The organism is Vibrio sp. 10N.239.312.C11, from assembly GCF_041466065.1.
Lineage (GTDB): Bacteria > Pseudomonadota > Gammaproteobacteria > Enterobacterales > Vibrionaceae > Vibrio > Vibrio tasmaniensis_A.
Map to the genome: position 1 here is coordinate 17,802 of NZ_JBFSRZ010000050.1, position 19,004 is coordinate 36,805.

Here is a 19,004-nt window from a genome sequence, read left to right on the forward strand (position 1 = left end):
AATAAAAATGAATGACTTAGCTTTACTATCCCTTTGAGAAAGTGCGTGTAAATTTCAATATTTCCTTTCTTGGAAAAGCGCCATACTTTTGGCCTCCCCAGTTCCATTTTTCACTTAATCTTTCTTATTTATTAATAGTTAAATTACGCTGAAATTAATATCCAAACCCATTTTGTTGGTTCATTTTTGTGCGGTTGGAGGAGGTAAAGCGAGAGCGCCTTAATCCGCAATAATAAGGATTGAGTGTACTGAACTAGAGAGCTTTAGCTATGCCTTCTCCAAGTACCCATTAAGAATAAAAATGTCTGGAGAAATACCTATGTCAGCAATAAGCAATAATAAAGAACATCCGATGGATTCACACTATGTGCCGGAGCCTTATCGAATTAGGGTTATTGAACCAGTGAAAAGAACAACGGAGCGAGAACGAGAGCAGGCGCTGATGAAAGCAGGGTACAACCCTTTTTTATTAGAGAGCGACGATGTGTTTATCGATTTGCTTACTGATAGCGGTACAGGTGCAGTGACACAGGCTATGCAATCTGCAATGTTGAAAGGTGATGAGTCGTACAGTGGCAGTCGAAGCTACAGGACGCTTAGTCAGACGGTAAAAAATATTTTTGGTTATAAGTTTACCATCCCCACACACCAAGGACGGGGAGCTGAGCAGCTATATGTCCCAGCTTTGATCAATAAATCTGAGCGAGATAAAGGGCTAGAGCGAGACAAAATGGCCGCATTTTCAAACTACTTTTTTGATACCACACAAGGGCACACTCAACACAATAACTGTCGAGTGATCAACGTTCCTTCACCTGAAGCTTTTAATACTAAAATTAAAGCAGACTTTAAAGGTAACTTTGATTTGAAAGCTCTCGCAGCTGGAATCGAAGAGGTTGGAGCTAAAAACGTGCCTTATATAGTAAGTACGATTACTTGCAACTCTGCAGGTGGCCAGCCAGTCTCCATTGCTAATCTTAAGGCTGTTTATGAATTAGCGGAATCTTATGGTATCCCTGTTGTTATGGACTGCGCTCGCTTTGCTGAGAATGCTTACTTTATTAAACAGCGTGAAGTTGGTTATTCTGATTGGAGCATTCAAGAGATCACCAGAGAAGCGTTTAAATATGCCGATCTCTTTGCTATGTCAGCGAAAAAAGATGCCATGGTTCCTATTGGTGGGCTACTCGCTTTCAAAGACGATAGCTTCTTAGATGTGCAGTTGGAATGCAAAACACTATGCGTGTTATTGGAGGGCTTTCCAACATATGGAGGTCTCGAAGGTGGGGCGATGGAACGTTTGGCTGTTGGACTTTATGATGGAATGGAAGAAGACTGGTTAGCATCACGCTTGCAGCAAGTTGAATACTTAGTGAACGGCCTAGAAGCGTTAGGGGTCCGTTGCCAGCAAGCGGGTGGGCATGCTGCCTTTGTTGATGCCGGTGCATTATTACCTCATATCTCACCAGAACAGTTTCCTGGACATGCTTTGTCTTGTGAGCTTTATAAGGTGGCAGGTATTCGAGGTGCAGAAATCGGTTCTTTATTACTAGGGTGTGATCCTGAAACAGGAAAGCAGCTGCCTTGCCCGGCTGAATTGTTTCGTTTAGCTATTCCTAGAGCAACCTATACACAGGCTCACCTTGATTACATTATTGCTGCTTTTAAAGAAGTGAAGAAACGTGCTTCATCAATTGCAGGTTTAAAGTTTACTTATGAGCCTAAGGTCTTGAGACACTTTAACGCTACATTGGAACCTGCACTTTAAGTTGTGCCCCTTTGCAGACAGCAAAGGGGCTACCTCTCTTTTATCTGAAAAAATTAAAGCAACGAGAGTTATGGATTAGTGTGATAGTTTTCCTGGGACTGAGAAGCTAAGTTTTTTTGAGAGGCTAAGATGAATTGAAGTTCATCCTTTTTAGTTAGGCAGATTTGGCTCGATTGGTTATTGACGTTGACGTTGACGATGTCAAATTCGTGCCAGAAGTAGAAATAGCTGATTATTAGTACAGAGAGGATTGTGGAAGATAGGCCAACAAGAGCCCATTGGTAGAGTCTTAAGTAGTTGTTTGATGTTCTTTTGAGTGGACACGAAAACTGGCTAGAACGAGGTAACTTTATCTGTTTCGGTGGGTCTAGCGAAGTTTCAAATTCAGGAATGTGGATCTTGTAACCTTTTCTTGGAACATTTACGATTTTGATACTATCAAGTTCTAAGACTTTTCTAAGATTGGTAATAGCGACTGGCAAAGAGTTAGGGCCGATGATATCCGGGTTCCCCCACGCAGCAATGATCAGCTCTTCTTTAGTCGAAATAAATTCTTCTTTTTGGATCAGAGTTTCTAATATGCAGCTTTCAGGTAGAGTGATTGAAAATGATTTTTGATTACTGAGGATGAGTTGAGCCCCCGAGTCGTCTCTTTGCAGTACGCAATTACCTATAGGCAGTTTTACGTTGTCCAGTTGTGCTCTTAACATAGTGTTTCTCCATATACCTAGAGAAGGGTGATTAGATTATAATCCCTAGGCTTTTATATAATGGCTCATATTTTGAATATTATTAATAAATTTGTGAATAAAATTTGAATTGAAGTGTAAGGCTTTTTGCACATTAGATAATGCTATCTGTTTTATATGAAACTGAAGGTGAGATTTTTACCTCCTTTGTCTTCTAAGTAGATCTTCATCCAACGCCAGTCATTGTCCTTGCAGGCTTTAAAGGTGCAATGAACATTTTTGCCCTCAACGATCTCGTTGTCGCAGAAGTCGATAAATGATTGGAAAGAACGGCATATAAGTGTGTCCATAACCCCAAACTCCTTTTGAGAATTTATTCATATCACATCCTTTCAATTTATAGCTATAGATTCCTAATTCTTAATAAAAAATGATTATTAATGACTCTATTTATCCCCCCTTTTTGTTGTGGTTAATTGGTTGAGGGTGGGCGTTTAATTCAGGCGGAGTGAATGGGTATTATTTATAGGTAAATTAGTTTTAAATTCTAGAAAAAACATTAGCTTATTCGTTGGTAGCTAGGTGGTTTTCGAAGGGCTGCGGGGTGCCTAACCACATCGAATCTTTGACCGCTAACTTAGAGCTAACCCCTTTGTCTCTTCGGTATCATCTAGTTACTTCTATGAAATTATAAAGTCTTTGTTTATCTAGGACAGAATCACTCAAAAAAACGCCGTCCTTCAAGGTGATGGTTTTTTGAGTGTGATAGGAAATAAAGGAGGGTAAGAATGCTAGAAAGTAATCAGTTGTTGATTTTTGTTACGGTGGTTCTTCTTTACGCTTTTATGCCTGGTCCAGCGATGCTTTATAGTGTCGCCCAGACGGTCTCTAGCGGTAAAAAAATTGGGTTACTGTCTGTGTTAGGTCTGCATGTTGGAGGATACTTTCATGTCATTCTTGTCGCATTTGGTCTCGCGACGGTTTTTAGTAACTCCCCTTTGTTGCAAGAGATCATTCAGAAAATAGGGGGCATTTATCTTATCTATCTTGGTTATCAAAAGATAACCTCTCATGTTCATTTTGAGTCTGCGCTTGGTGACCCTTTGTTAAGCTCCCCTCGTAAAATCTTTTGGGATAGTGTGTTTGTCGATGTTCTTAATCCGAAAGCCGCCTTGTTTTATTTTGCTTTTCTTCCCCAGTTTGTAGCGCATGAATCGGAAATATCGGTAGGAGTTCAGCTCTTCATTTTGGGGGTCTTTACCAATATAATGTTTAGCAGTGCAGATTTCTTATGTGTTTTGGGGATATCGGGTTTAAGATTTTGGGTGACGAAAAGACCAAAGTGGCTCTCTTATAGTATTCGATGCGCTGGCGGTATATTGATTGTTTTAGGGGGGATGGCGTTTTTAGGGGGAAATTAACTCAAGGCCTTGGGTTTCATTTATTAGCCATAAATTAATGGTTTTTGCGCCAGGTTTGAACCACCATTTGAACGTTGGCTCACCTCGAGTCAAACACTCTGCACTTAGCCAATTTTTTGGATATAAAGGATGAAGTAATCCTAAGCCTAATAAGGAAGTTCCCCAAGTTTACTTTGTTATTAATAGCTTAGTCGTACTACTTGTAGTCATCCTATTTTTTATGTGGAATTCTAGTGATTATAGAGAAGGAGAAAGGCTCCGAGGAATATAGAGCCTTTTTGAGAGGGTTACTGATGTTTACCTAGGACTGATTGGATAGCCTCATCAAGTTCAGCTTGAACATCCTTGGACAATCGCCCAAATTCATACGAGAAGTTACGGCCTTTCACTTTTTTACGTGCGAACATGCCTTTACTGTCGAATTCAGCTAACGAAGTCACGGTAGCTTTGTCTGATTGTTGTTTGGCTTCAACAATCTTTAACTCATTTTTTATGTAAGTAATCAGCTCGTCTTTGGTATCTTCTTGGCTCTGCTCAGGCTGAGCATTGACAGATTTAATGTCTATTTTTTTTATGAAACTGTTCAGAGCTTTCTTATCATTGATAAAGGCTTTCATCACTTTAGCTAGCAGTGAATAATCAGTATGAGATAAGTCGTTAACGACAGGGAATAGTGCAATCAATTTACTGTCAATGCTGGCTGCTTTTAGCGCTCGACCTACTGCTTGGCGGCTTATATTTAAGATCTTTGCCGTCTCTTCTTGAGTGAGTTCACCGTTCTTCATTAGAGTTTGACACTGTAAGCCAATTTCGCGTTGGTTGTGCTCTTTTGCGGTTTGCAACTGTTTTGCTAGTGCTTTGGCATCGGCTGTAGACAGTTCGTCTTGGGTGACGAGGATTCGGAATGTTTTTACGCGGCCTTCTTGAAGTAAGAACCAAGCTCGACGGCGAGATCCATCAAGCACATCGATACGACCATCTATTTCTCGACCAACAGCAGGGTAAAACTGTTGAAATTCTAACGAGTTCAAATCTTCCAAAGACTCTTTGGTTAGCAAAGATTGGTCACGGCCATTCACATCAAAGGTTACAAAAGAGTTCTGCTTAACTTGATCGTGTGACAATGTCACTTCGTTGAAGGTCGCAGTTGACCCAGAAGCTAGTTGCCAAACCATTTTTTTGCCAACGGACTCTAAACCGAACTTTGTTCTAAGGTAATCTTCGGCGTTTTGCCCACTTTTTTCTAGCTCAGTGCTGAGTTGATTGGTGAGTGTGTCTAAATTAGCTTTGGCCGCGGACTGTTGTGCTTGCGCTGAACCAGGAGCATTGCCTAGAGGGCTGCCGCCACGTTTTTTCGCCATTATTTGTTCTCCTGTTCACGCCAAACGTTGAGAATATCGCGCAATATTTGGCTTGTTACTTCATAGCTGTTTTGTTGCGCGCTTTGGAAGGTTGCTTTGCTTTTCGGGTATTCACTTTTCGACATGTCAAAAACGGTCGAGAGTAGGGAAGACGACTGGCGGACAGCCTCGCTGTGCTTAAACTCTTTAGAGTACAAGTAAGGAGAGAACTGATCGTACAGGTTATTCATTAATTCGGTCGTGGTTGAACTATCACGATGGTTAGTCAGTAATATTTTCATGAAGTCGTAGCCTTCATGGTTTGCGTTCTCTAACAGCGCCCACACCTGAGGAATGTAGCTGAAGTAAGAGCAGGTAGCATCAATATCATTCTCTGTAATCGATAACGGGAACACTACATTCGTCGCGGCAAAATACGCGTTAAAGGTCGCATAGCCGAGCGAAGGTGGAGTGTCGATAATGATGATATCGAACTCGTCTTTAACGCTATCGATGATGTCCTTTAGTAGTGAATAAGGTGAAGCTAAGGTTTGGCCGAACACTTGCTCATGAAACCAACCTTCCATCGCACGGTCACTTTGTGCTGCAGGTAGAATGCGTAAGTTTGGGATAGTCGTTTCAAGAAAGGCTTCAGAGATAACTTGTTCAACGGTTTCACCTTCATCAAGATCGAAGGTTTTCATCATCAGATCACCAACAGACAAGTTACCTTCTTGCTCGGCTTCGGGTGCGTAATACATCGAAAGCGTGGCTTGGCCATCCATGTCTATTAAACCAACACGGTATTCTTGATGAAATTCGGTCGCCAAACCTGATGCGATAGTCGCGGCAGAAACGGTTTTGCCAACACCGCCTTTTTGGTTCTGGATAACCATCACTTGCGTTTTTTGCTGCTCACTGCGTATGAACTTAGCGTCTTTACGTAGATTTTCCGGCAGTAAGTTACGTACCTTGTACATTTCCGCGATATCGATCGACCATTGCGAGTCTTCATGACGACGAGGATCTATCGCCGCAGCGGTAACATAGCGATCAAGCGTTTTTGCATCAATGCCAAGATAGGCCGATGCTTCTGCTCGAGTAAAGTTACGCAACTCTTTGCGGTGATTAGCCAATAAACGTTGATTACGACGTTGAATGTAAGCGTCTGCACCGGTTTTAAGCGCTTGAAATGTGGTTGTAGTGTGTTGGTTGTCCATTTCTGCCTCCGTATAGGAATGAGAAATAGTATATACCTCAATTTTTGATGTTGGTATCTAAAAATGAGGGATTTGTGATTTTAATAAATGAGTATGACAAATGGATAAATCCGAGCGCTTAAATTACCTATTAATTACAAGATTTCGTTTTTCAACTCCCTCTTAATACCTTCTGACTAACAAAAGTTGAGCCGAGCCGTACAACTACCATGACAACAACAGGAAGTTATTGATATGAGCGAGAATGTACCATTTACGAAAAAGACAAAGCGTTTTTGGCTAACGCTTTTGGGAGCCGTAATGTTTGTCTTTGGCACGCCAACATTGACGAATGCGGCTGAAGATAAAGCTCTAAAGGGAGCTGTGGATTATTATGTTTTTGGTTTAACGTCCAGTGAGAGCTTGCCGAACAAAGACAGCAGTGCGGCAGCTGGTATTGCACGGATTACATTGAATTGGCTAGCTTACCAAAAAGAGAGTGATACCGGAGCTTTGCAGCTGAGGGTTGATCATAAGCACGGTTATACAGATAGTACGCCCTCTGAATTTGTCATGGGTAATGTCGGAGGGTTTGGTTTAATCCAACCAGCTTTTAGTGATATAGGTTTAAGGTTAACAAATCTTTATTGGACACAAACCTTTAATAAACAATCTACCGATATGATGGTTGGTTTTTTAGATACGACTGATTATGTTGATACTTATCAGTTGGGTAACCCTTACTATGGTTTTTCTAACTTACAGTTTAGTACCGGTTCCGGTTCCATCCCAATCCCAGATGAATCAACATTCGGCGGCGTTCTACGCCATATGATGTCGGAAAACTATTATTTTTATGCAAGTTTCTCTGATGCAAAAGCTGATTCGACTAAGCCTTTCGATGGTGTTGAACAGTTCATCAATGATAATCAATATTTTAAGTCCCTAGAAATAGGTTGGGTGGAGTCGAAAGACGATTTTTATTTGAAGAATTCACACCTAACAGTTTGGCACAGTGATGGGCCAAAAGAGAAAGCTAGCGAAAACTATGGCGCAAATTGGTCGTCCATATATAAAACCGGCTCATGGATACCATTTTTCAGAGCCGGGGTCGCGCAAGGACCTGAGGCTCTATACAAATCTTCGGTCGTGTTTGGCACAGGATATAGTGGGGTAGGGTCTGGAATGCTTGGTATCGCTCTAGGTTGGGCTAAACCTAATGCCGAACTAGATGATTCTTATAATTCAGAAATCTATTACCGCATGAATTGGGGGGCTCTCTCGTTAACTCCTAATGTGCAATATCTTCACACTTTACCGTTTAACTCAAAAGCCGATGACAGTTGGATTATAGGTTTAAGAGGCAACCTTCACTTTGGTTTTTAATGTAAGCCAAGCCGTTCTTACCTAAATCACAACGGGAGAGCGGCTCTTTATGATGAGGCTTCAAATCTGTACCTAGAAATTAAATTAATTACCAATAATTAATTTATAAAAAACACGAAATCTACGTACCTTGGTTTGAATGTTAAATAACATTCGTGAACCCATGATTACCAAGGGCGTACCTAGTATTACTAAGGGAAGAAGAAAAGGTTACTTCTCTCGAGACAAGATTCAGCAGGATTACAATGTGCTTGAAGGAGCGCGCCAAAGAATATTGTACCTTCTCGACAACTTTAGCCACTTTTATGTCTCGTTTTCCGGAGGGAAAGATTCTGGTGTTCTTTTGAACTTAACTATCCAAGAATCAAAAAAACGTGGCCGACTGCCTGTTGATGTACTCATCGTAGATTTCGAAGCCCAATACCACGAAACTCATGCTTTTATTGAGCGTATGGTACTTCGTGGCGAAGTAAACCCATACTGGATTTGCTTACCGCTTAGTTTAAGAAATTCAATTTCACAATTTCAGCCTAAATGGCTTTGTTGGGACCCTGATAAAAAAGCGCAATGGGTCAGGGAAGTCCCACAGCATGAAGGTGTGATTTCTGCTCTTGATTATCTCCCGTTTTTTAATAAAGGCATGGAATTTGAGGATTTCGTTTTTAAATTTGCTCATTGGTACCAACAAAAGAAAGGCACACCAATTGCTGTGCTCATTGGTATACGAGCGGATGAGTCTTTGCATCGTTTTAAAACTATTAAAAATCGCGCCAAAAAGAAATTTGATGATAAATATTGGACGACTCAAATGCAGGGTGACGTCTACATGGCTTACCCTCTTTATGATTGGAAAACTCCAGATATTTGGGTCGCGAACTCGCGCTTCAATTGGGATTACAACCGTATTTACGACTTAATGCATAAGGCCGGCGTCCCTCTTTCACAGCAGCGACTTTGCCAACCTTTTGGAGATGAGCAAAGAAAGGGCCTTTGGCTATATCAAATATTAGAGCCTGATACCTGGCAAAAACTGGTTGCCAGAGTAGAAGGGTGTAACTTTGGTGCTCGATACTCAAAAAGCCAGGGGCGTATCCTTGGTTATTATCGCTTTGAATTACCACCGGGACTTAGCTACCGGCAATACAGTAAATACCTTCTGAAAACCATGCCGCCACATGTAGAAAAACATTACCGAGACCGAATTTTTAAGTTCTTACAGTGGTGGCGTAAAAACGGTCCTCAAAAAGGAGTGACCTGCATCCCTGATTACGCAGAGAGTAAATTGGAATCTAGGAAGCAAGTTCCAAGTTGGAGAAGGATTTGTAAAGTACTGATTAAAAATGACTATTGGTGCCGAGGACTCTCTTTTGGGTACAACAAGTCCTTAGCAAAACAATACCATGCCCTCTATGGAGAAGAGAGTGATACGAATGGAAAGTGAACCTACTCTAGCTTATCAACGTCGCATCAAGAAGCCGTTGAAACCTATCAAGAACACGAACAAACAAGCCATTGACAAGGTCGCAATTTACAATAAAGCGGCCAAAGTACTCATCGAGCTTATTCCTGATTTACCGCCCGCTTGTCATGTTGAAATGATCCCACTTGATGAGATAGAAGCTAACCAATACAACCCAAATAAAATGGCGCCTCCAGAAAGTAAGCTCCTAAAAACGTCGATGGATAAAAATGGTATAACCATGCCTATTTTAGTTAATCGATTGAAGACATCCTTGAAAAAATACGTCGTCATCGATGGGTTTCATCGTTATCAATTATTGTTGAATCACCCTGAGCTACAAGTATTAAAGGGCTATATTCCTGCAGTGGTGCTTAGTTTGCCTGAAGAAAAGTGTATGGCGGCATCTGTTCGTCATAATCTTGCGCGAGGCTCCCATCAAGTAGAGCTCACAGCAGACCTGATCATTCAGCTTAAAGGAATGGGTTGGACGAATAATAAAATTTGTTACGAACTAGGGATGGACCAAGATGAGGTTTTACGATTGCAGCAGGTCACTGGCCTTGCTGCAGCCTTTAAAGATCAGGACTTCTCTCAATCATGGGAGTAATCACCTTTCTTCAGATGAAAACGATGACGAACGTTATTCGGTTCATGTCTAATTATGTGCCTAATTTAGTATGTAATTACTATTTTATTCTAAAAGCTAAGCGCTAGAATCCTTGATTCTAGCGCTTTTTTTGATTTTAAAATTCTGCCCAACATTACGAAGCGGGTAGTGGCATATAAAAAGCAATGTCGAACCAATGAAAGGTAACCATTTATGGATAGTACAAAACAGGTTATGGATAATGTGAAACCATCAATGACCGTGAAGACGCCTTCACTTATCGGAGGGGCGTGTATCGTCGCATGTATTTGCGTTGGTGCAGGTATGCTTGGGCTCCCAGCCGCTGGGGCTGGAGTTTGGACCATAGGGGCTTTAATGGCTTTGGTCTTCACCATGATTATCATGACAACTAGTGGCTGTTTGTTGCTCGAAGTTTTAAAAGATTACCCTTACCGGTCATCTTTCTCTTCCATAACGAAAGACTTGTTAGGTAAAGAGGTTAATTTCTTTAATAACCTAATGATTTACTTTGTCGGGGGGATCTTGCTGTATGCCTATATCACCTCTTCAGGACTAATTTTGAATGAATATTTTGGTATTGCCCCCCAACTGGCCTCCATCCTTTTCGTTTTTATCTTTTCTGGGCTAGTTTGGCATTCAACAAAAATGGTCGACCGTATTTCGATAGTCTTAATGCTGTTTATTATCATTAGCTTTAGCTTTGGCACCGTAGGCCTTTGGTTCAATGTCAACCTCAGTACTTTGCTTGATACTGCTCATCTGAAATTTGAGTATGCGCAATACGTGTGGGTCTTTTTTCCCATTGCCTTGACCGCGTTTGGGTACCACCATAGCGTCTCAACATTACGAGATTACTACCGTGAGGAAAGGCTTGCACAAAAAGCCATCATGGGCGGAACGATCATTGCTCTTTTTACTTACACTGTTTGGTTAATGAGTATTTATGGGAACTTACCAAGAGTAAATTTCGGACCTATCATTGCCGAAGGTGGCAATATAGACACCTTACTCATTAGCCTAAAATCTGTCTTAGCAGAAGAAACGTTATCAAATGTCATTAGCGCTTTTTCCGCGGCCGCTATTTTGTCGAGCTTTATAGGGGTTGGCTTGGGGGTATTCGATTTTTTAGCCGATTTATTCCAATTTGATGCGAGTTCAAAAGGCAGAACCAAAACTTGGGCGGTCACATTTATTCCGCCGCTGATTTTTTCTCTTCTCTTTCCTTTCGGTTTTCTAGCCGCAATTGGTTATGCCGCATCGGCCGCGGCTATTTGGGCGTGTATCGTACCGGCATTGCTAGCTAGAAAATCTAGGTTACAGAAAGCTATTTCTAACAACCAAGAAAATAACGACGAACAACATCAGCAAGCGAAACCTTATCGAGTACCTGGAGGAGAGTTGGTGTTGATTGGGGTATTCATTTACGGTGTGGGCATCATTGTTATCAACGTATTAGTCATGTTCGAAGCTCTGCCTGTTTTTAACGGCGTATAATCTTACTCATTCCTAAGTGGCACTCCGTGTCACTTAATCTTCCACCCAAAAACTTTTAAATTAGGGCTAGTGCTCCTCAACCTAGCGGTGACCCTGTAACGTTATATTTAACCTTTAGCTACCCGTGTATTTTTGCTTTTTCCCGTTATGTATCACGGGGGTAAATTCGGCATAAGCAACAGCAATTAACTGACATTGCTTTTGCTTACTAGTCTTCGTATTCGACAATATCAATTCTGAAATCAGATGGAACTGCGACTGCTTTATACAATTTGAGATTCCTATCACCGATTGTGCTTTTGACTTTTAATTGGTCTTCAACAGACATTTTTTCGCCAATGATAATCGAACTAATAACATCTTCGCTCAACTGGTATTTGTTTTCAGGCATAACTTCATTTTCAGATACTAGCCGAAACTCTTCTTCGTAAGACCAAACTTCATTTTTAGTCGCAAATATCTCATTACCGTAAATAGATATATCAGTATTATTTTTCAATAATTTAAGTACGTTTATCGTGAATGGTTTATCCAAGTAATCTACTGGACAGTAGCCGATATTGAGTGGTTTTTTTTGCTTATTGAAGTCATATTCAATACACATCCCTTTTAGACCATTAGCGTAATGACCCCAAAGCAAAGGATGATCGTTTGCAAAAGATAGGCTAAAGATTTTGTTATCTGATTTAACTTTGTGGATTTTGTCGTCTTGTAGAGGTTTTATCGTGTCCGATATCTTCTCAATGATGGAATACTTCGCCTCTTCATCTAACGTAGCCAGAGTTTTAAGAAATCCATTCTTAAAGTCTGCATTGGACATCTGATTCTTTTCTGCGTAGCTAAGGTAGACCTCAAGAGCATCGTCCATATTATCTAAGTTGATTCCAGAAATTATTTTGTAAAACAACTCAAAAGGATCATTGAAATCATCCACATGTGAAAACCACAATGTGTTCTCAGCGATTGAACTTAAACTGTATTTGTTAACTTCCCGAAATTTATACAACGGCTCAAAACGGCTCAATTCATAACTCCTAGCAATTTATGGAGGGCTCTTGCTTCAATACAAAACTTAAAAGCCTTTTATCAAGCTTATAGACATTGTCATCGAAACCTAGATAGAAAGACTCTGATAAATGAACCAGAACCTTCCTATACAGCACACTTACCCCATCGATTATATGTTGAGAAACTTTAAATAACAGTGGTTTATGTAAAGAGTTACATGATCTTAGCTATAGCACGAGCTATTTTCATTAAGTGAGTAGAAGTCTTGATTTCAAGCTTTGATTGAATCCCCAAAAGCGCAATCCCTGCTAGGATTTGTTGTGGCTTAACTATTTGTCCAGTTGGGAGTTCCATTCGGTCGTATAACATTTTGAACTGTTCCCGACCTTTTGCCATACGCATAAGCCTTTTACACTCAGGTGGTATCGGTTTTCCTTCATCCCAACCCGTGACAGTCCTCACAGTTTTAAAACAGCGTTCAGCGACCTCTTCCTTGGTCATTTGGCACTCTAACTCTCGAAAAATGTAATTCTTACTCATTTCGCGATACTTAGGTGATAAAAGCCATAAATATAATAGGTTGCATTGGATTTGTAAGATTTACACCATTAAACATAAGGAGAAAAAGTACGCACTAAGGTATGTCTAAATAGTAACCCCAGCTCTAGGCTGGGGCTAAAAAACGAAACGAGTAACAGCTAAGGCGCGACAGCAACGGCCTCTATTTCAATCAGGGCATTGAGAGGAAGTTTCGATACTTCGATGCAGGTTCTCGCAGGGAAAAAATTGGCGCCGTTCTTAATAAAGAAATCGTTATAAATTTCATTTACCACGGAAAAGCTCATCATATCGGTAAGGTAGACGGTTGTTTTCACTACATCTGACATGTCAGCGTCTGCATGGAGCAAAATCGCTCTCATGTTCTCTAGACACTGCACGGTTTGCTTCTCCAGACTACTTTTGACCAAAAGTCCTGTATGAGGACTCAATGGTAATTGACCTGAAGTGAAAATTAGCCCACCAGTGATGACCCCTTGAGAATATGGTCCGATCGCTTTTGGGGCTGCTTGAGTATCAATGATTTTGCGCATGTTTTCCCAGTCCTATTCGTTTTATATGTCTCAACCAAGCTATAGGATTAGCTGAAAAAACACTTATTATTTAGTCATAATTAAAAATAAGTTACTGATAGAAAGTAAAAAGGTGCAATGAATTTGCTTCATTTGTTTTGGGGCTTTGACGTGCGAAGCACGGACAAAGCCCACCATCTGGTTAACTAGCCCCTTCACTCACTAAAACCCTCGCTCGAGCTTTCGGCTTGGAATCGTTCTACTTGTTCAATGAAATCACAGAAATCCTGCTTACTTTCAATGTGAGAGCCCGATTGTTGTAACACAACATTTAAAGCCGACACCATTTGACCTACTGGCGGGTTAAGGGCAGCTAACCTTTCAAACAGTCGAACTAGTCGGGTATCTAATACAAATGCTTTCATTGCTTAACCTCACAACGTGTTTGAACCATCCCTTTATTCTGCGCTTTAGCTACACGTACTTTTTCAAACGCGCTCTGGCGGCCATTGGCCACTTGTTGTCGATTGAGTTGATATGTTTTCAACAGCTCTATTAGTTCTTTGCCTTGCGGGTTAGTTAAATACCAATGATTCGGCTCTGATTTCTTTAGAGATTCAGAATATTCCAGGATGCGAAAGCAATGATCAGCGAAGCCGATTTCATTGCCTCCACACCCCAAATCAATTCGACACCGATGCAGATGACCACCTTCAAACTTTACCGTTACTTCTGCTTTGTCGTAACCGCCTAATGGGTTATCTAGTGCGGCTTTGAGTGCGATGGCCTCAAAGATTTCAAACTCAAATTCTTCATCGGTTTGTAGCCTGGAAGATTCAGACCAGTGAATCAAAACTGACAACGGCGCAACCTTCATTGTTGTAGAGCCTGACGGATGCAACGGGGATACGTTGCTCGCTTTTGCGGGCTTAGTGCTGTGAGTGTGCAAAGAAAGGGAATGTGGCATGGTGTGCTCCTTGGGTTATTAGGGTTTCATCGTCGTTTTCGCCTAACTTCCCGACTGACGGCACGGTTTTCACCGTCAAAAGCGCGTAGCGTTCATTTTACTTTTGATGGTGAAGTTCTGCTGGCAAAGGATTAGAAGTGGCGCAAACGAGTCGCTGAAACTCAACCGAAGGACAAATAGAGCACAAGCCAAAGCACACTCAGACAGCACTTGGCCGCGAAAGTGAAAGCTTGTCTAGCCCTGATTGTGACCGGAACGGACAAGACAACGTAAAGCACGTTGTTTGTGATTGAAGATGGCTTGGTTGAGCCACCGAAGAGTGAGGAACGAGCGAGGAGGTTCGCGAAATAAAGCAGGTAGCCCGTAGGGTGCTTCAAGTGAAGAGAAAACTTTAGAAGGAGTTATCTTAAACTTTCAGCGTATTCCTGCATAACCCTAGCATTATCGCCCTTAACTTCGTGACCACATAACTCTCCGTTATTACTAATCAGGGGGCTAGAGTACGCAGGAACTACTTGTGTAGCATAGCTCATGACAGTGCCGTAATTCGAGCAACGATAAGCACCCGCGTAAGGCTTTACCTTGTTTATATTACCAGGGAAAACTTGCTCATTAATCCAAAACTTACCACTTTCAGTATCTGGCTGCTCATGCATAGCCCAAGCTAAGTGCCCAAATTCGTGTTCTAAAACGGTAACAGGAAATTTCTCAGATAAGACAATAAAGCTATCATTCATATTCATCATTGTCATGCCGTGAATCTCTTGCTCAAGGACGACAGGGTGATTCTCACCAAGAACGACCACATACTGCTCTATTGGGTTACTTCTAAGATGGTCAATTTCGGAAGCACCTACTTCTTCTTTTAAGGCAGAATGTAGAGAGGAAACAGATGAAAAACTCTTTGGCATAGATATAAATCGACTCTCTTTAAAAGAGCGAATAATAGGTACACAAGAGTTAGCTAATATTGTGTTAGACATTGCCACGGCTTCATGCAGTTTTCCGACAATTTCATTTTTATACACAACGGACTCATCAATATAAAAAGTGATCTTTGATTGAACTGGCTTGTTAATCTCACATTTAGGAAATATTAACTCAGGGCTAAGATTGCGCTGGCTTATCATAATGGCAAAAACACTCAGCAAACTACCCCATATAATAAATTTCTTATGACTTTTATTCATCATATTACACTCAAAGTTTTATTAATTATAAATTAAATTTATTTCATTTAAGAAACTACCACATAACGTCAGTTATACTAGTTCATTTTATATAATTTATTATTTAATTAATTAGTAATGGTCATTAAAAATTATACTATCCTTGACGGTTAGATACGCTTTAGTATGGTAATCCCATCATGCTAATAGGTATATGACTAACTTTTACTAAGGAATATTATTATGTCTAAATTATTAACTGAAGAAGAAATGATGTTGATTGGTGGTGGTTGCAGTCGTGGACTTTCTAGGGCTTTAGATAGATACAGGGAAAATCGTAATAGTGCCGGGGCTAAAGCGGCACGTCGACCGGAAAGGCGCTGCTCTCAGCGCTAATACCTTTCGAGAGTATAGATATTATACATCTACTAAAGCGCTGACTAGTTAGCCAGTGCTTTATCTTAGTTCTATAGACAAAACCCAGAATAAAAGATTAACGACATGGTTAAATTATCATCATACATAATCTGTAAAAATGAAGAAGAGAGTATCAAAGATGCTATCCTTTCACTCTTCAATCATGTTGACGAAATAATTGTAGTAGACACTGGTTCTAAAGATGAAACTATTAATATAATCAAAAGTATCAAATCTAAATTAATAAAACTTTACCATTTTGAATGGGATGATGATTTTTCTTCAGCGAGAAATTTTGCTTTATCTCAAGTGAGCTATGAATGGGTCATTACCATCGATGCTGATGAAATAATAAAAGAACAGTTCAATCTAAAAGAAGTTATTCTTTCGGCACCAGAAGGCACCAACGCCATATGTCCTTACATAGTCAGTGTTACTGAAGATAAAAAGGAGAAAGGCTATTCCATTCCTAGAATGTTTAAGACATCAGATTTCTATTACTACGGGTATGTTCATGAACAACTAACGCCATACAATAGTAAAATACAATGTTTAAGCCAGATATATATCATACATTCGGGGTACAAAAATGATATAATCATAAATAAAAACAAACTTAAAAGGAACTTCCTATTATCTTTAAGTAACTACCAAGAAGATTTGTTTGATGAGTTCTTCATTATGTATCTAATAATCGACTGGACTTTATACATTAATTCCGATAAATATATAACCCCTTCAGATATTTTTAAAAAATTAACCAAAATTAATAATGAAAACTACTTCAAAAAGGCTATAGATGCCTTGTTAGCCCGGTATTTCAACGAATTAGATACCTTTATTTCCATTATGAGCTCCTTAGATAATCCAACAAAAATTAAAGCAATTAAATATATTGAGGTATGTGATGATTAAATTATCAACATGCATTATGACTGACCACCTATCACAGAGTATCAAAGAAACGATATCCAGTGTAATAGAACAGAGTAATGAAGTTGTAATACTAGCAACCAATTTAGTAGCGTACAATGCTCTTTCCTTACACTACTCCGGTTCAAAAATTAAAGTTTGCTTTCTAGAGTGGGTGGATAACTTTTCTCATATGAGAAACTACCTATCTAGCCTATGTTCAAATGACATTGTTTTTCATCTTGACTCTGATGAACGTGTAAGCTCTTCTTTTTTTGATGAGCTTTTCTACTTACTAGCTTTAGCCAACACAGAAAATACTGTATTTGAAGTTACAGTTGTAGACGAATCGGGCTCTGTTGCGCGTAACATCCCTCGAATTTTTAACAAGACACACTTTTGCTATTTCGGATTTGTGCATGAGATTGTAAGGCCCAACAATGACGCATTGCACTTCTCATACATATCTCTAAAACACTCAATTACACATCGAGGGTATTCTCTCGAGCAAATGAAAACCAAACTTATAAGAAATACACGACTTAACAAAAAGAACGTTAAAGAGTTCCCGACGGATCTAAGGTGGGTTTACTTTTCAATTAAAGAAGACTGCCAAATTGGTAACTATCAAAATGCTCTTAACTTTTTAGGGCAAGTTAAGAGTAATGAGAACCAAGATGACACTTATATCGCAGGTTGCTACTGTTATTTACTATTCTCACTGATTTTTTCGTCACGACTTACTGAGGCTAAAATTCTCCTGAAAACAGCAACACTTAACCAGAGTGATAACGATTACTTTGAGGCTTTGACTTTGCTCTATGAGGTAGAGGCTTATAAAGAACATATACAAGAAATTATTGCCAATATCACAAGCACTCACGGTTCCAGTATTGACACTAACGGCTTTCATATTGATATGCTTCGAGCAAAGTTAGAGATAATGAATCAAAACTTTTGTGAAGCATTTGCCTTGTTTGGTAGCCACAACTCTAGAGGTCGAGTAATGTCTCGCTCACTTGAGAGAAAGTTAGTGGAAGCTTTGGAGTCTTTATGAAGCTATTTTGCCAAAACTGCAAAAAGTACACTCCACATACCATAGAGCACGATCGATCTACCTCCTTCCTTGGAAAAATTTGTGAATTACTGCTTGGGGGATATGGTTACTCAAATTCATACAAGAATATAAAATGCAATGTATGTGGTACCCGCTATAACAAAGATTCACACGAAACTACATATTTTGATGGTGACGATAATAGCCTCTAAATCAAAGTTAACACGAAGCTTTTAATCATTAATATCGAGCCCAAAGTTAACAAGAACACAACCGCCCGGTAATTATTTTTATTGTCCGTCACTTCAGTACTACTCCGGCCACCTTGAGCAACCAAAGCACTCAGAGCTAAGACCACAATGGCGCTGTAAGCGTAGTAATCGCTTAACGAATACTGTTTGAAAAATGGAACTAACAACCAAAGTACGCTTAAAAAGAATAAGGCGATATTTAAGTAAATAAGTATAAGAAACATTCTTCTTGTTAACATTACTCCTCCCTAAACTCTCTTCGCTGATAATAAATAAAGAGCAAAAACAACACCAGATAACCCGCTTGCAGCGCAATAATACTAATGTCAACTGCCTCCCAAGGATTAAAGTGAAGCTGTGTTATCAAGTAATAAACAAGGTCATAAAGTAAAATAAACAAATTATGACCAGCATGAATGGCAATGACCACTTCTAAGCGGCGATATCGCTCAAAGACCCAGCATAAAAATATCCCTGACATAAAGGCGTAAAGTGCCCACTGATGTATTGAAGCGAATATTAGGCTTGAGAGTAATGCTGCGCAGGTAACCCCAAAAACGGATCTTAAAATAACAAACAACAAATAACGAAAGAGAAGCTCTTCTATCACGGGAGAAATAAACACACCGTCCATAACGCTGCTTAACACACTCAACCAATCAATCACACCATCATAAGCTGAAAACAAAGGCGTGAAATTGTAGGCTTGGACCTGCCAATAGCCTGGAGAAAACCAATCAAAAACAATATATTGAATATAATTTGA

The 19,004-nt window shown here is 40.0% G+C and carries 21 protein-coding genes; 9 read left to right on the forward strand and 12 right to left on the reverse strand.

The features are described from left to right. Positions 1-352: 352 nt before the first annotated feature. Positions 353-1,768, forward strand: a complete 1,416-nt coding sequence (tnaA, locus tag AB6D07_RS18115) for a tryptophanase (protein ID WP_017097175.1) — start codon at positions 353-355, stop codon at positions 1,766-1,768. Positions 1,769-1,836: 68 nt separating this feature from the next. Here the strand turns inward: tnaA and AB6D07_RS18120 are convergent, their stop codons facing one another. Both AB6D07_RS18120 and AB6D07_RS18125 read right to left on the reverse strand, forming a co-directional pair. Further along, a complete protein-coding gene (locus AB6D07_RS18120; protein WP_017061982.1) occupies positions 1,837-2,478 on the reverse strand; it encodes a winged helix-turn-helix domain-containing protein in 642 nt (213 codons plus the stop codon). Positions 2,479-2,630: 152 nt separating this feature from the next. Continuing rightward, positions 2,631-2,807 carry a hypothetical protein gene (locus tag AB6D07_RS18125; RefSeq protein WP_016768702.1) on the reverse strand — a complete coding sequence of 59 codons (177 nt, stop codon included), beginning with the start codon at positions 2,805-2,807 and terminating at the stop codon, positions 2,631-2,633. Between the two features lie 438 nt (positions 2,808-3,245). On the opposite strand from AB6D07_RS18125, the gene AB6D07_RS18130 reads away from it, so the two are divergent. Then, positions 3,246-3,878 (forward strand): LysE family translocator, encoded by a 633-nt coding sequence (locus AB6D07_RS18130; RefSeq protein ID WP_372091483.1) that lies wholly within the window; start codon positions 3,246-3,248, stop codon positions 3,876-3,878. 287 nt (positions 3,879-4,165) lie between these two features. Here the strand turns inward: AB6D07_RS18130 and AB6D07_RS18135 are convergent, their stop codons facing one another. Together AB6D07_RS18135 and AB6D07_RS18140 are read right to left on the reverse strand one after the other, a co-directional pair. Next, positions 4,166-5,239 (reverse strand): ParB family protein, encoded by a 1,074-nt coding sequence (locus tag AB6D07_RS18135; protein ID WP_017061984.1) that lies wholly within the window; start codon positions 5,237-5,239, stop codon positions 4,166-4,168. Further along, the gene (locus tag AB6D07_RS18140) at positions 5,239-6,438 is read right to left on the reverse strand and encodes a ParA family protein (protein ID WP_016768704.1); all 1,200 of its coding nucleotides are present in this window, start codon (positions 6,436-6,438) and stop codon (positions 5,239-5,241) included. Before AB6D07_RS18140 ends, AB6D07_RS18135 begins: the two co-directional genes overlap by 1 nt. 234 nt (positions 6,439-6,672) lie before the next feature. Between AB6D07_RS18140 and AB6D07_RS18145 the strand changes: the two genes are divergently transcribed. The 4 genes from AB6D07_RS18145 (at position 6,673) to AB6D07_RS18160 (ending at position 11,387) form a co-directional block, all read left to right on the forward strand. Continuing rightward, the gene (locus AB6D07_RS18145) at positions 6,673-7,803 is read left to right on the forward strand and encodes a carbohydrate porin (RefSeq protein WP_017061985.1); all 1,131 of its coding nucleotides are present in this window, start codon (positions 6,673-6,675) and stop codon (positions 7,801-7,803) included. A gap of 163 nt (positions 7,804-7,966) precedes the next feature. Further along, on the forward strand, positions 7,967-9,244 hold the full coding sequence (locus AB6D07_RS18150) for a DUF3440 domain-containing protein (protein ID WP_372091484.1): 1,278 nt from the start codon (positions 7,967-7,969) through the stop codon (positions 9,242-9,244). Further along, positions 9,234-9,872, forward strand: coding sequence for a ParB/RepB/Spo0J family partition protein (locus AB6D07_RS18155; RefSeq protein ID WP_017061987.1), 639 nt, complete (start codon positions 9,234-9,236; stop codon positions 9,870-9,872). Before AB6D07_RS18150 ends, AB6D07_RS18155 begins: the two co-directional genes overlap by 11 nt. Before the next feature lie 213 nt (positions 9,873-10,085). Next, positions 10,086-11,387, forward strand: a complete 1,302-nt coding sequence (locus AB6D07_RS18160) for an aromatic amino acid transporter (RefSeq protein WP_372091481.1) — start codon at positions 10,086-10,088, stop codon at positions 11,385-11,387. Positions 11,388-11,595: 208 nt separating this feature from the next. Here AB6D07_RS18160 and AB6D07_RS18165 read toward each other — a convergent pair whose 3' ends face one another. From AB6D07_RS18165 to AB6D07_RS18190, 6 genes are all read right to left on the reverse strand, one after another. Further along, positions 11,596-12,411 (reverse strand): DUF2971 domain-containing protein, encoded by an 816-nt coding sequence (locus AB6D07_RS18165; protein ID WP_372091480.1) that lies wholly within the window; start codon positions 12,409-12,411, stop codon positions 11,596-11,598. A gap of 197 nt (positions 12,412-12,608) precedes the next feature. Beyond that, entirely contained in the window at positions 12,609-12,935 is a 327-nt protein-coding gene (locus AB6D07_RS18170) for a hypothetical protein (RefSeq protein ID WP_017061990.1), read from the reverse strand. A 158-nt stretch (positions 12,936-13,093) separates the two neighbouring features. Further along, positions 13,094-13,486: a Rid family detoxifying hydrolase gene (locus AB6D07_RS18175; RefSeq protein WP_017061991.1), complete on the reverse strand. Its 393-nt coding sequence runs from the start codon at positions 13,484-13,486 to the stop codon at positions 13,094-13,096. Between the two features lie 194 nt (positions 13,487-13,680). Then, a complete protein-coding gene (locus tag AB6D07_RS18180; protein WP_017061992.1) occupies positions 13,681-13,890 on the reverse strand; it encodes a hypothetical protein in 210 nt (69 codons plus the stop codon). Beyond that, positions 13,887-14,432, reverse strand: a complete 546-nt coding sequence (locus tag AB6D07_RS18185; RefSeq protein ID WP_017061993.1) for an LPD25 domain-containing protein — start codon at positions 14,430-14,432, stop codon at positions 13,887-13,889. The genes AB6D07_RS18180 and AB6D07_RS18185 overlap by 4 nt, the downstream gene beginning before the upstream one ends. 401 nt (positions 14,433-14,833) lie before the next feature. Continuing rightward, positions 14,834-15,625 carry a hypothetical protein gene (locus tag AB6D07_RS18190; protein WP_017061994.1) on the reverse strand — a complete coding sequence of 264 codons (792 nt, stop codon included), beginning with the start codon at positions 15,623-15,625 and terminating at the stop codon, positions 14,834-14,836. Positions 15,626-15,844: 219 nt separating this feature from the next. Between AB6D07_RS18190 and AB6D07_RS18195 the strand changes: the two genes are divergently transcribed. The 3 genes from AB6D07_RS18195 (at position 15,845) to AB6D07_RS18205 (ending at position 17,987) form a co-directional block, all read left to right on the forward strand. Next, on the forward strand, positions 15,845-15,997 hold the full coding sequence (locus AB6D07_RS18195) for a hypothetical protein (protein ID WP_156168086.1): 153 nt from the start codon (positions 15,845-15,847) through the stop codon (positions 15,995-15,997). A gap of 105 nt (positions 15,998-16,102) precedes the next feature. Further along, the gene (locus tag AB6D07_RS18200) at positions 16,103-16,933 is read left to right on the forward strand and encodes a glycosyltransferase family 2 protein (protein WP_017061995.1); all 831 of its coding nucleotides are present in this window, start codon (positions 16,103-16,105) and stop codon (positions 16,931-16,933) included. Beyond that, complete coding sequence (locus AB6D07_RS18205) at positions 16,926-17,987, forward strand: hypothetical protein (RefSeq protein ID WP_017098141.1); 1,062 nt, start codon at positions 16,926-16,928, stop codon at positions 17,985-17,987. The genes AB6D07_RS18200 and AB6D07_RS18205 overlap by 8 nt, the downstream gene beginning before the upstream one ends. Positions 17,988-18,195: 208 nt before the next feature. Here AB6D07_RS18205 and AB6D07_RS18210 read toward each other — a convergent pair whose 3' ends face one another. Further along, complete coding sequence (locus tag AB6D07_RS18210; protein ID WP_372091478.1) at positions 18,196-18,477, reverse strand: hypothetical protein; 282 nt, start codon at positions 18,475-18,477, stop codon at positions 18,196-18,198. Continuing rightward, on the reverse strand, positions 18,477-19,004 hold a 528-nt coding region (locus AB6D07_RS18215; RefSeq protein ID WP_372140740.1), incomplete at its 5' end, for a lysostaphin resistance A-like protein. The genes AB6D07_RS18210 and AB6D07_RS18215, both read right to left, overlap by 1 nt.

Bases quoted from the DNA above. Each gene is read 5' to 3' on its own strand.
- AB6D07_RS18190 (WP_017061994.1), bottom strand. From the start codon at position 15,625: ATGATGAATAAAAGTCATAAGAAATTTATTATATGGGGTAGTTTGCTG.
- AB6D07_RS18210 (WP_372091478.1), bottom strand. From the start codon at position 18,477: ATGTTAACAAGAAGAATGTTTCTTATACTTATTTACTTAAATATCGCC.
- AB6D07_RS18125 (WP_016768702.1), bottom strand. From the start codon at position 2,807: ATGGACACACTTATATGCCGTTCTTTCCAATCATTTATCGACTTCTGC.
- AB6D07_RS18120 (WP_017061982.1), bottom strand. From the start codon at position 2,478: ATGTTAAGAGCACAACTGGACAACGTAAAACTGCCTATAGGTAATTGC.
- AB6D07_RS18185 (WP_017061993.1), bottom strand. From the start codon at position 14,432: ATGCCACATTCCCTTTCTTTGCACACTCACAGCACTAAGCCCGCAAAA.
- AB6D07_RS18170 (WP_017061990.1), bottom strand. From the start codon at position 12,935: ATGAGTAAGAATTACATTTTTCGAGAGTTAGAGTGCCAAATGACCAAG.
- AB6D07_RS18155 (WP_017061987.1), top strand. From the start codon at position 9,234: ATGGAAAGTGAACCTACTCTAGCTTATCAACGTCGCATCAAGAAGCCG.
- AB6D07_RS18145 (WP_017061985.1), top strand. From the start codon at position 6,673: ATGAGCGAGAATGTACCATTTACGAAAAAGACAAAGCGTTTTTGGCTA.
- AB6D07_RS18200 (WP_017061995.1), top strand. From the start codon at position 16,103: ATGGTTAAATTATCATCATACATAATCTGTAAAAATGAAGAAGAGAGT.
- AB6D07_RS18205 (WP_017098141.1), top strand. From the start codon at position 16,926: ATGATTAAATTATCAACATGCATTATGACTGACCACCTATCACAGAGT.
- AB6D07_RS18130 (WP_372091483.1), top strand. From the start codon at position 3,246: ATGCTAGAAAGTAATCAGTTGTTGATTTTTGTTACGGTGGTTCTTCTT.
- AB6D07_RS18135 (WP_017061984.1), bottom strand. From the start codon at position 5,239: ATGGCGAAAAAACGTGGCGGCAGCCCTCTAGGCAATGCTCCTGGTTCA.
- AB6D07_RS18140 (WP_016768704.1), bottom strand. From the start codon at position 6,438: ATGGACAACCAACACACTACAACCACATTTCAAGCGCTTAAAACCGGT.
- AB6D07_RS18160 (WP_372091481.1), top strand. From the start codon at position 10,086: ATGGATAGTACAAAACAGGTTATGGATAATGTGAAACCATCAATGACC.
- AB6D07_RS18150 (WP_372091484.1), top strand. From the start codon at position 7,967: ATGATTACCAAGGGCGTACCTAGTATTACTAAGGGAAGAAGAAAAGGT.
- AB6D07_RS18175 (WP_017061991.1), bottom strand. From the start codon at position 13,486: ATGCGCAAAATCATTGATACTCAAGCAGCCCCAAAAGCGATCGGACCA.
- AB6D07_RS18180 (WP_017061992.1), bottom strand. From the start codon at position 13,890: ATGAAAGCATTTGTATTAGATACCCGACTAGTTCGACTGTTTGAAAGG.
- tnaA (WP_017097175.1), top strand. From the start codon at position 353: ATGGATTCACACTATGTGCCGGAGCCTTATCGAATTAGGGTTATTGAA.
- AB6D07_RS18195 (WP_156168086.1), top strand. From the start codon at position 15,845: ATGTCTAAATTATTAACTGAAGAAGAAATGATGTTGATTGGTGGTGGT.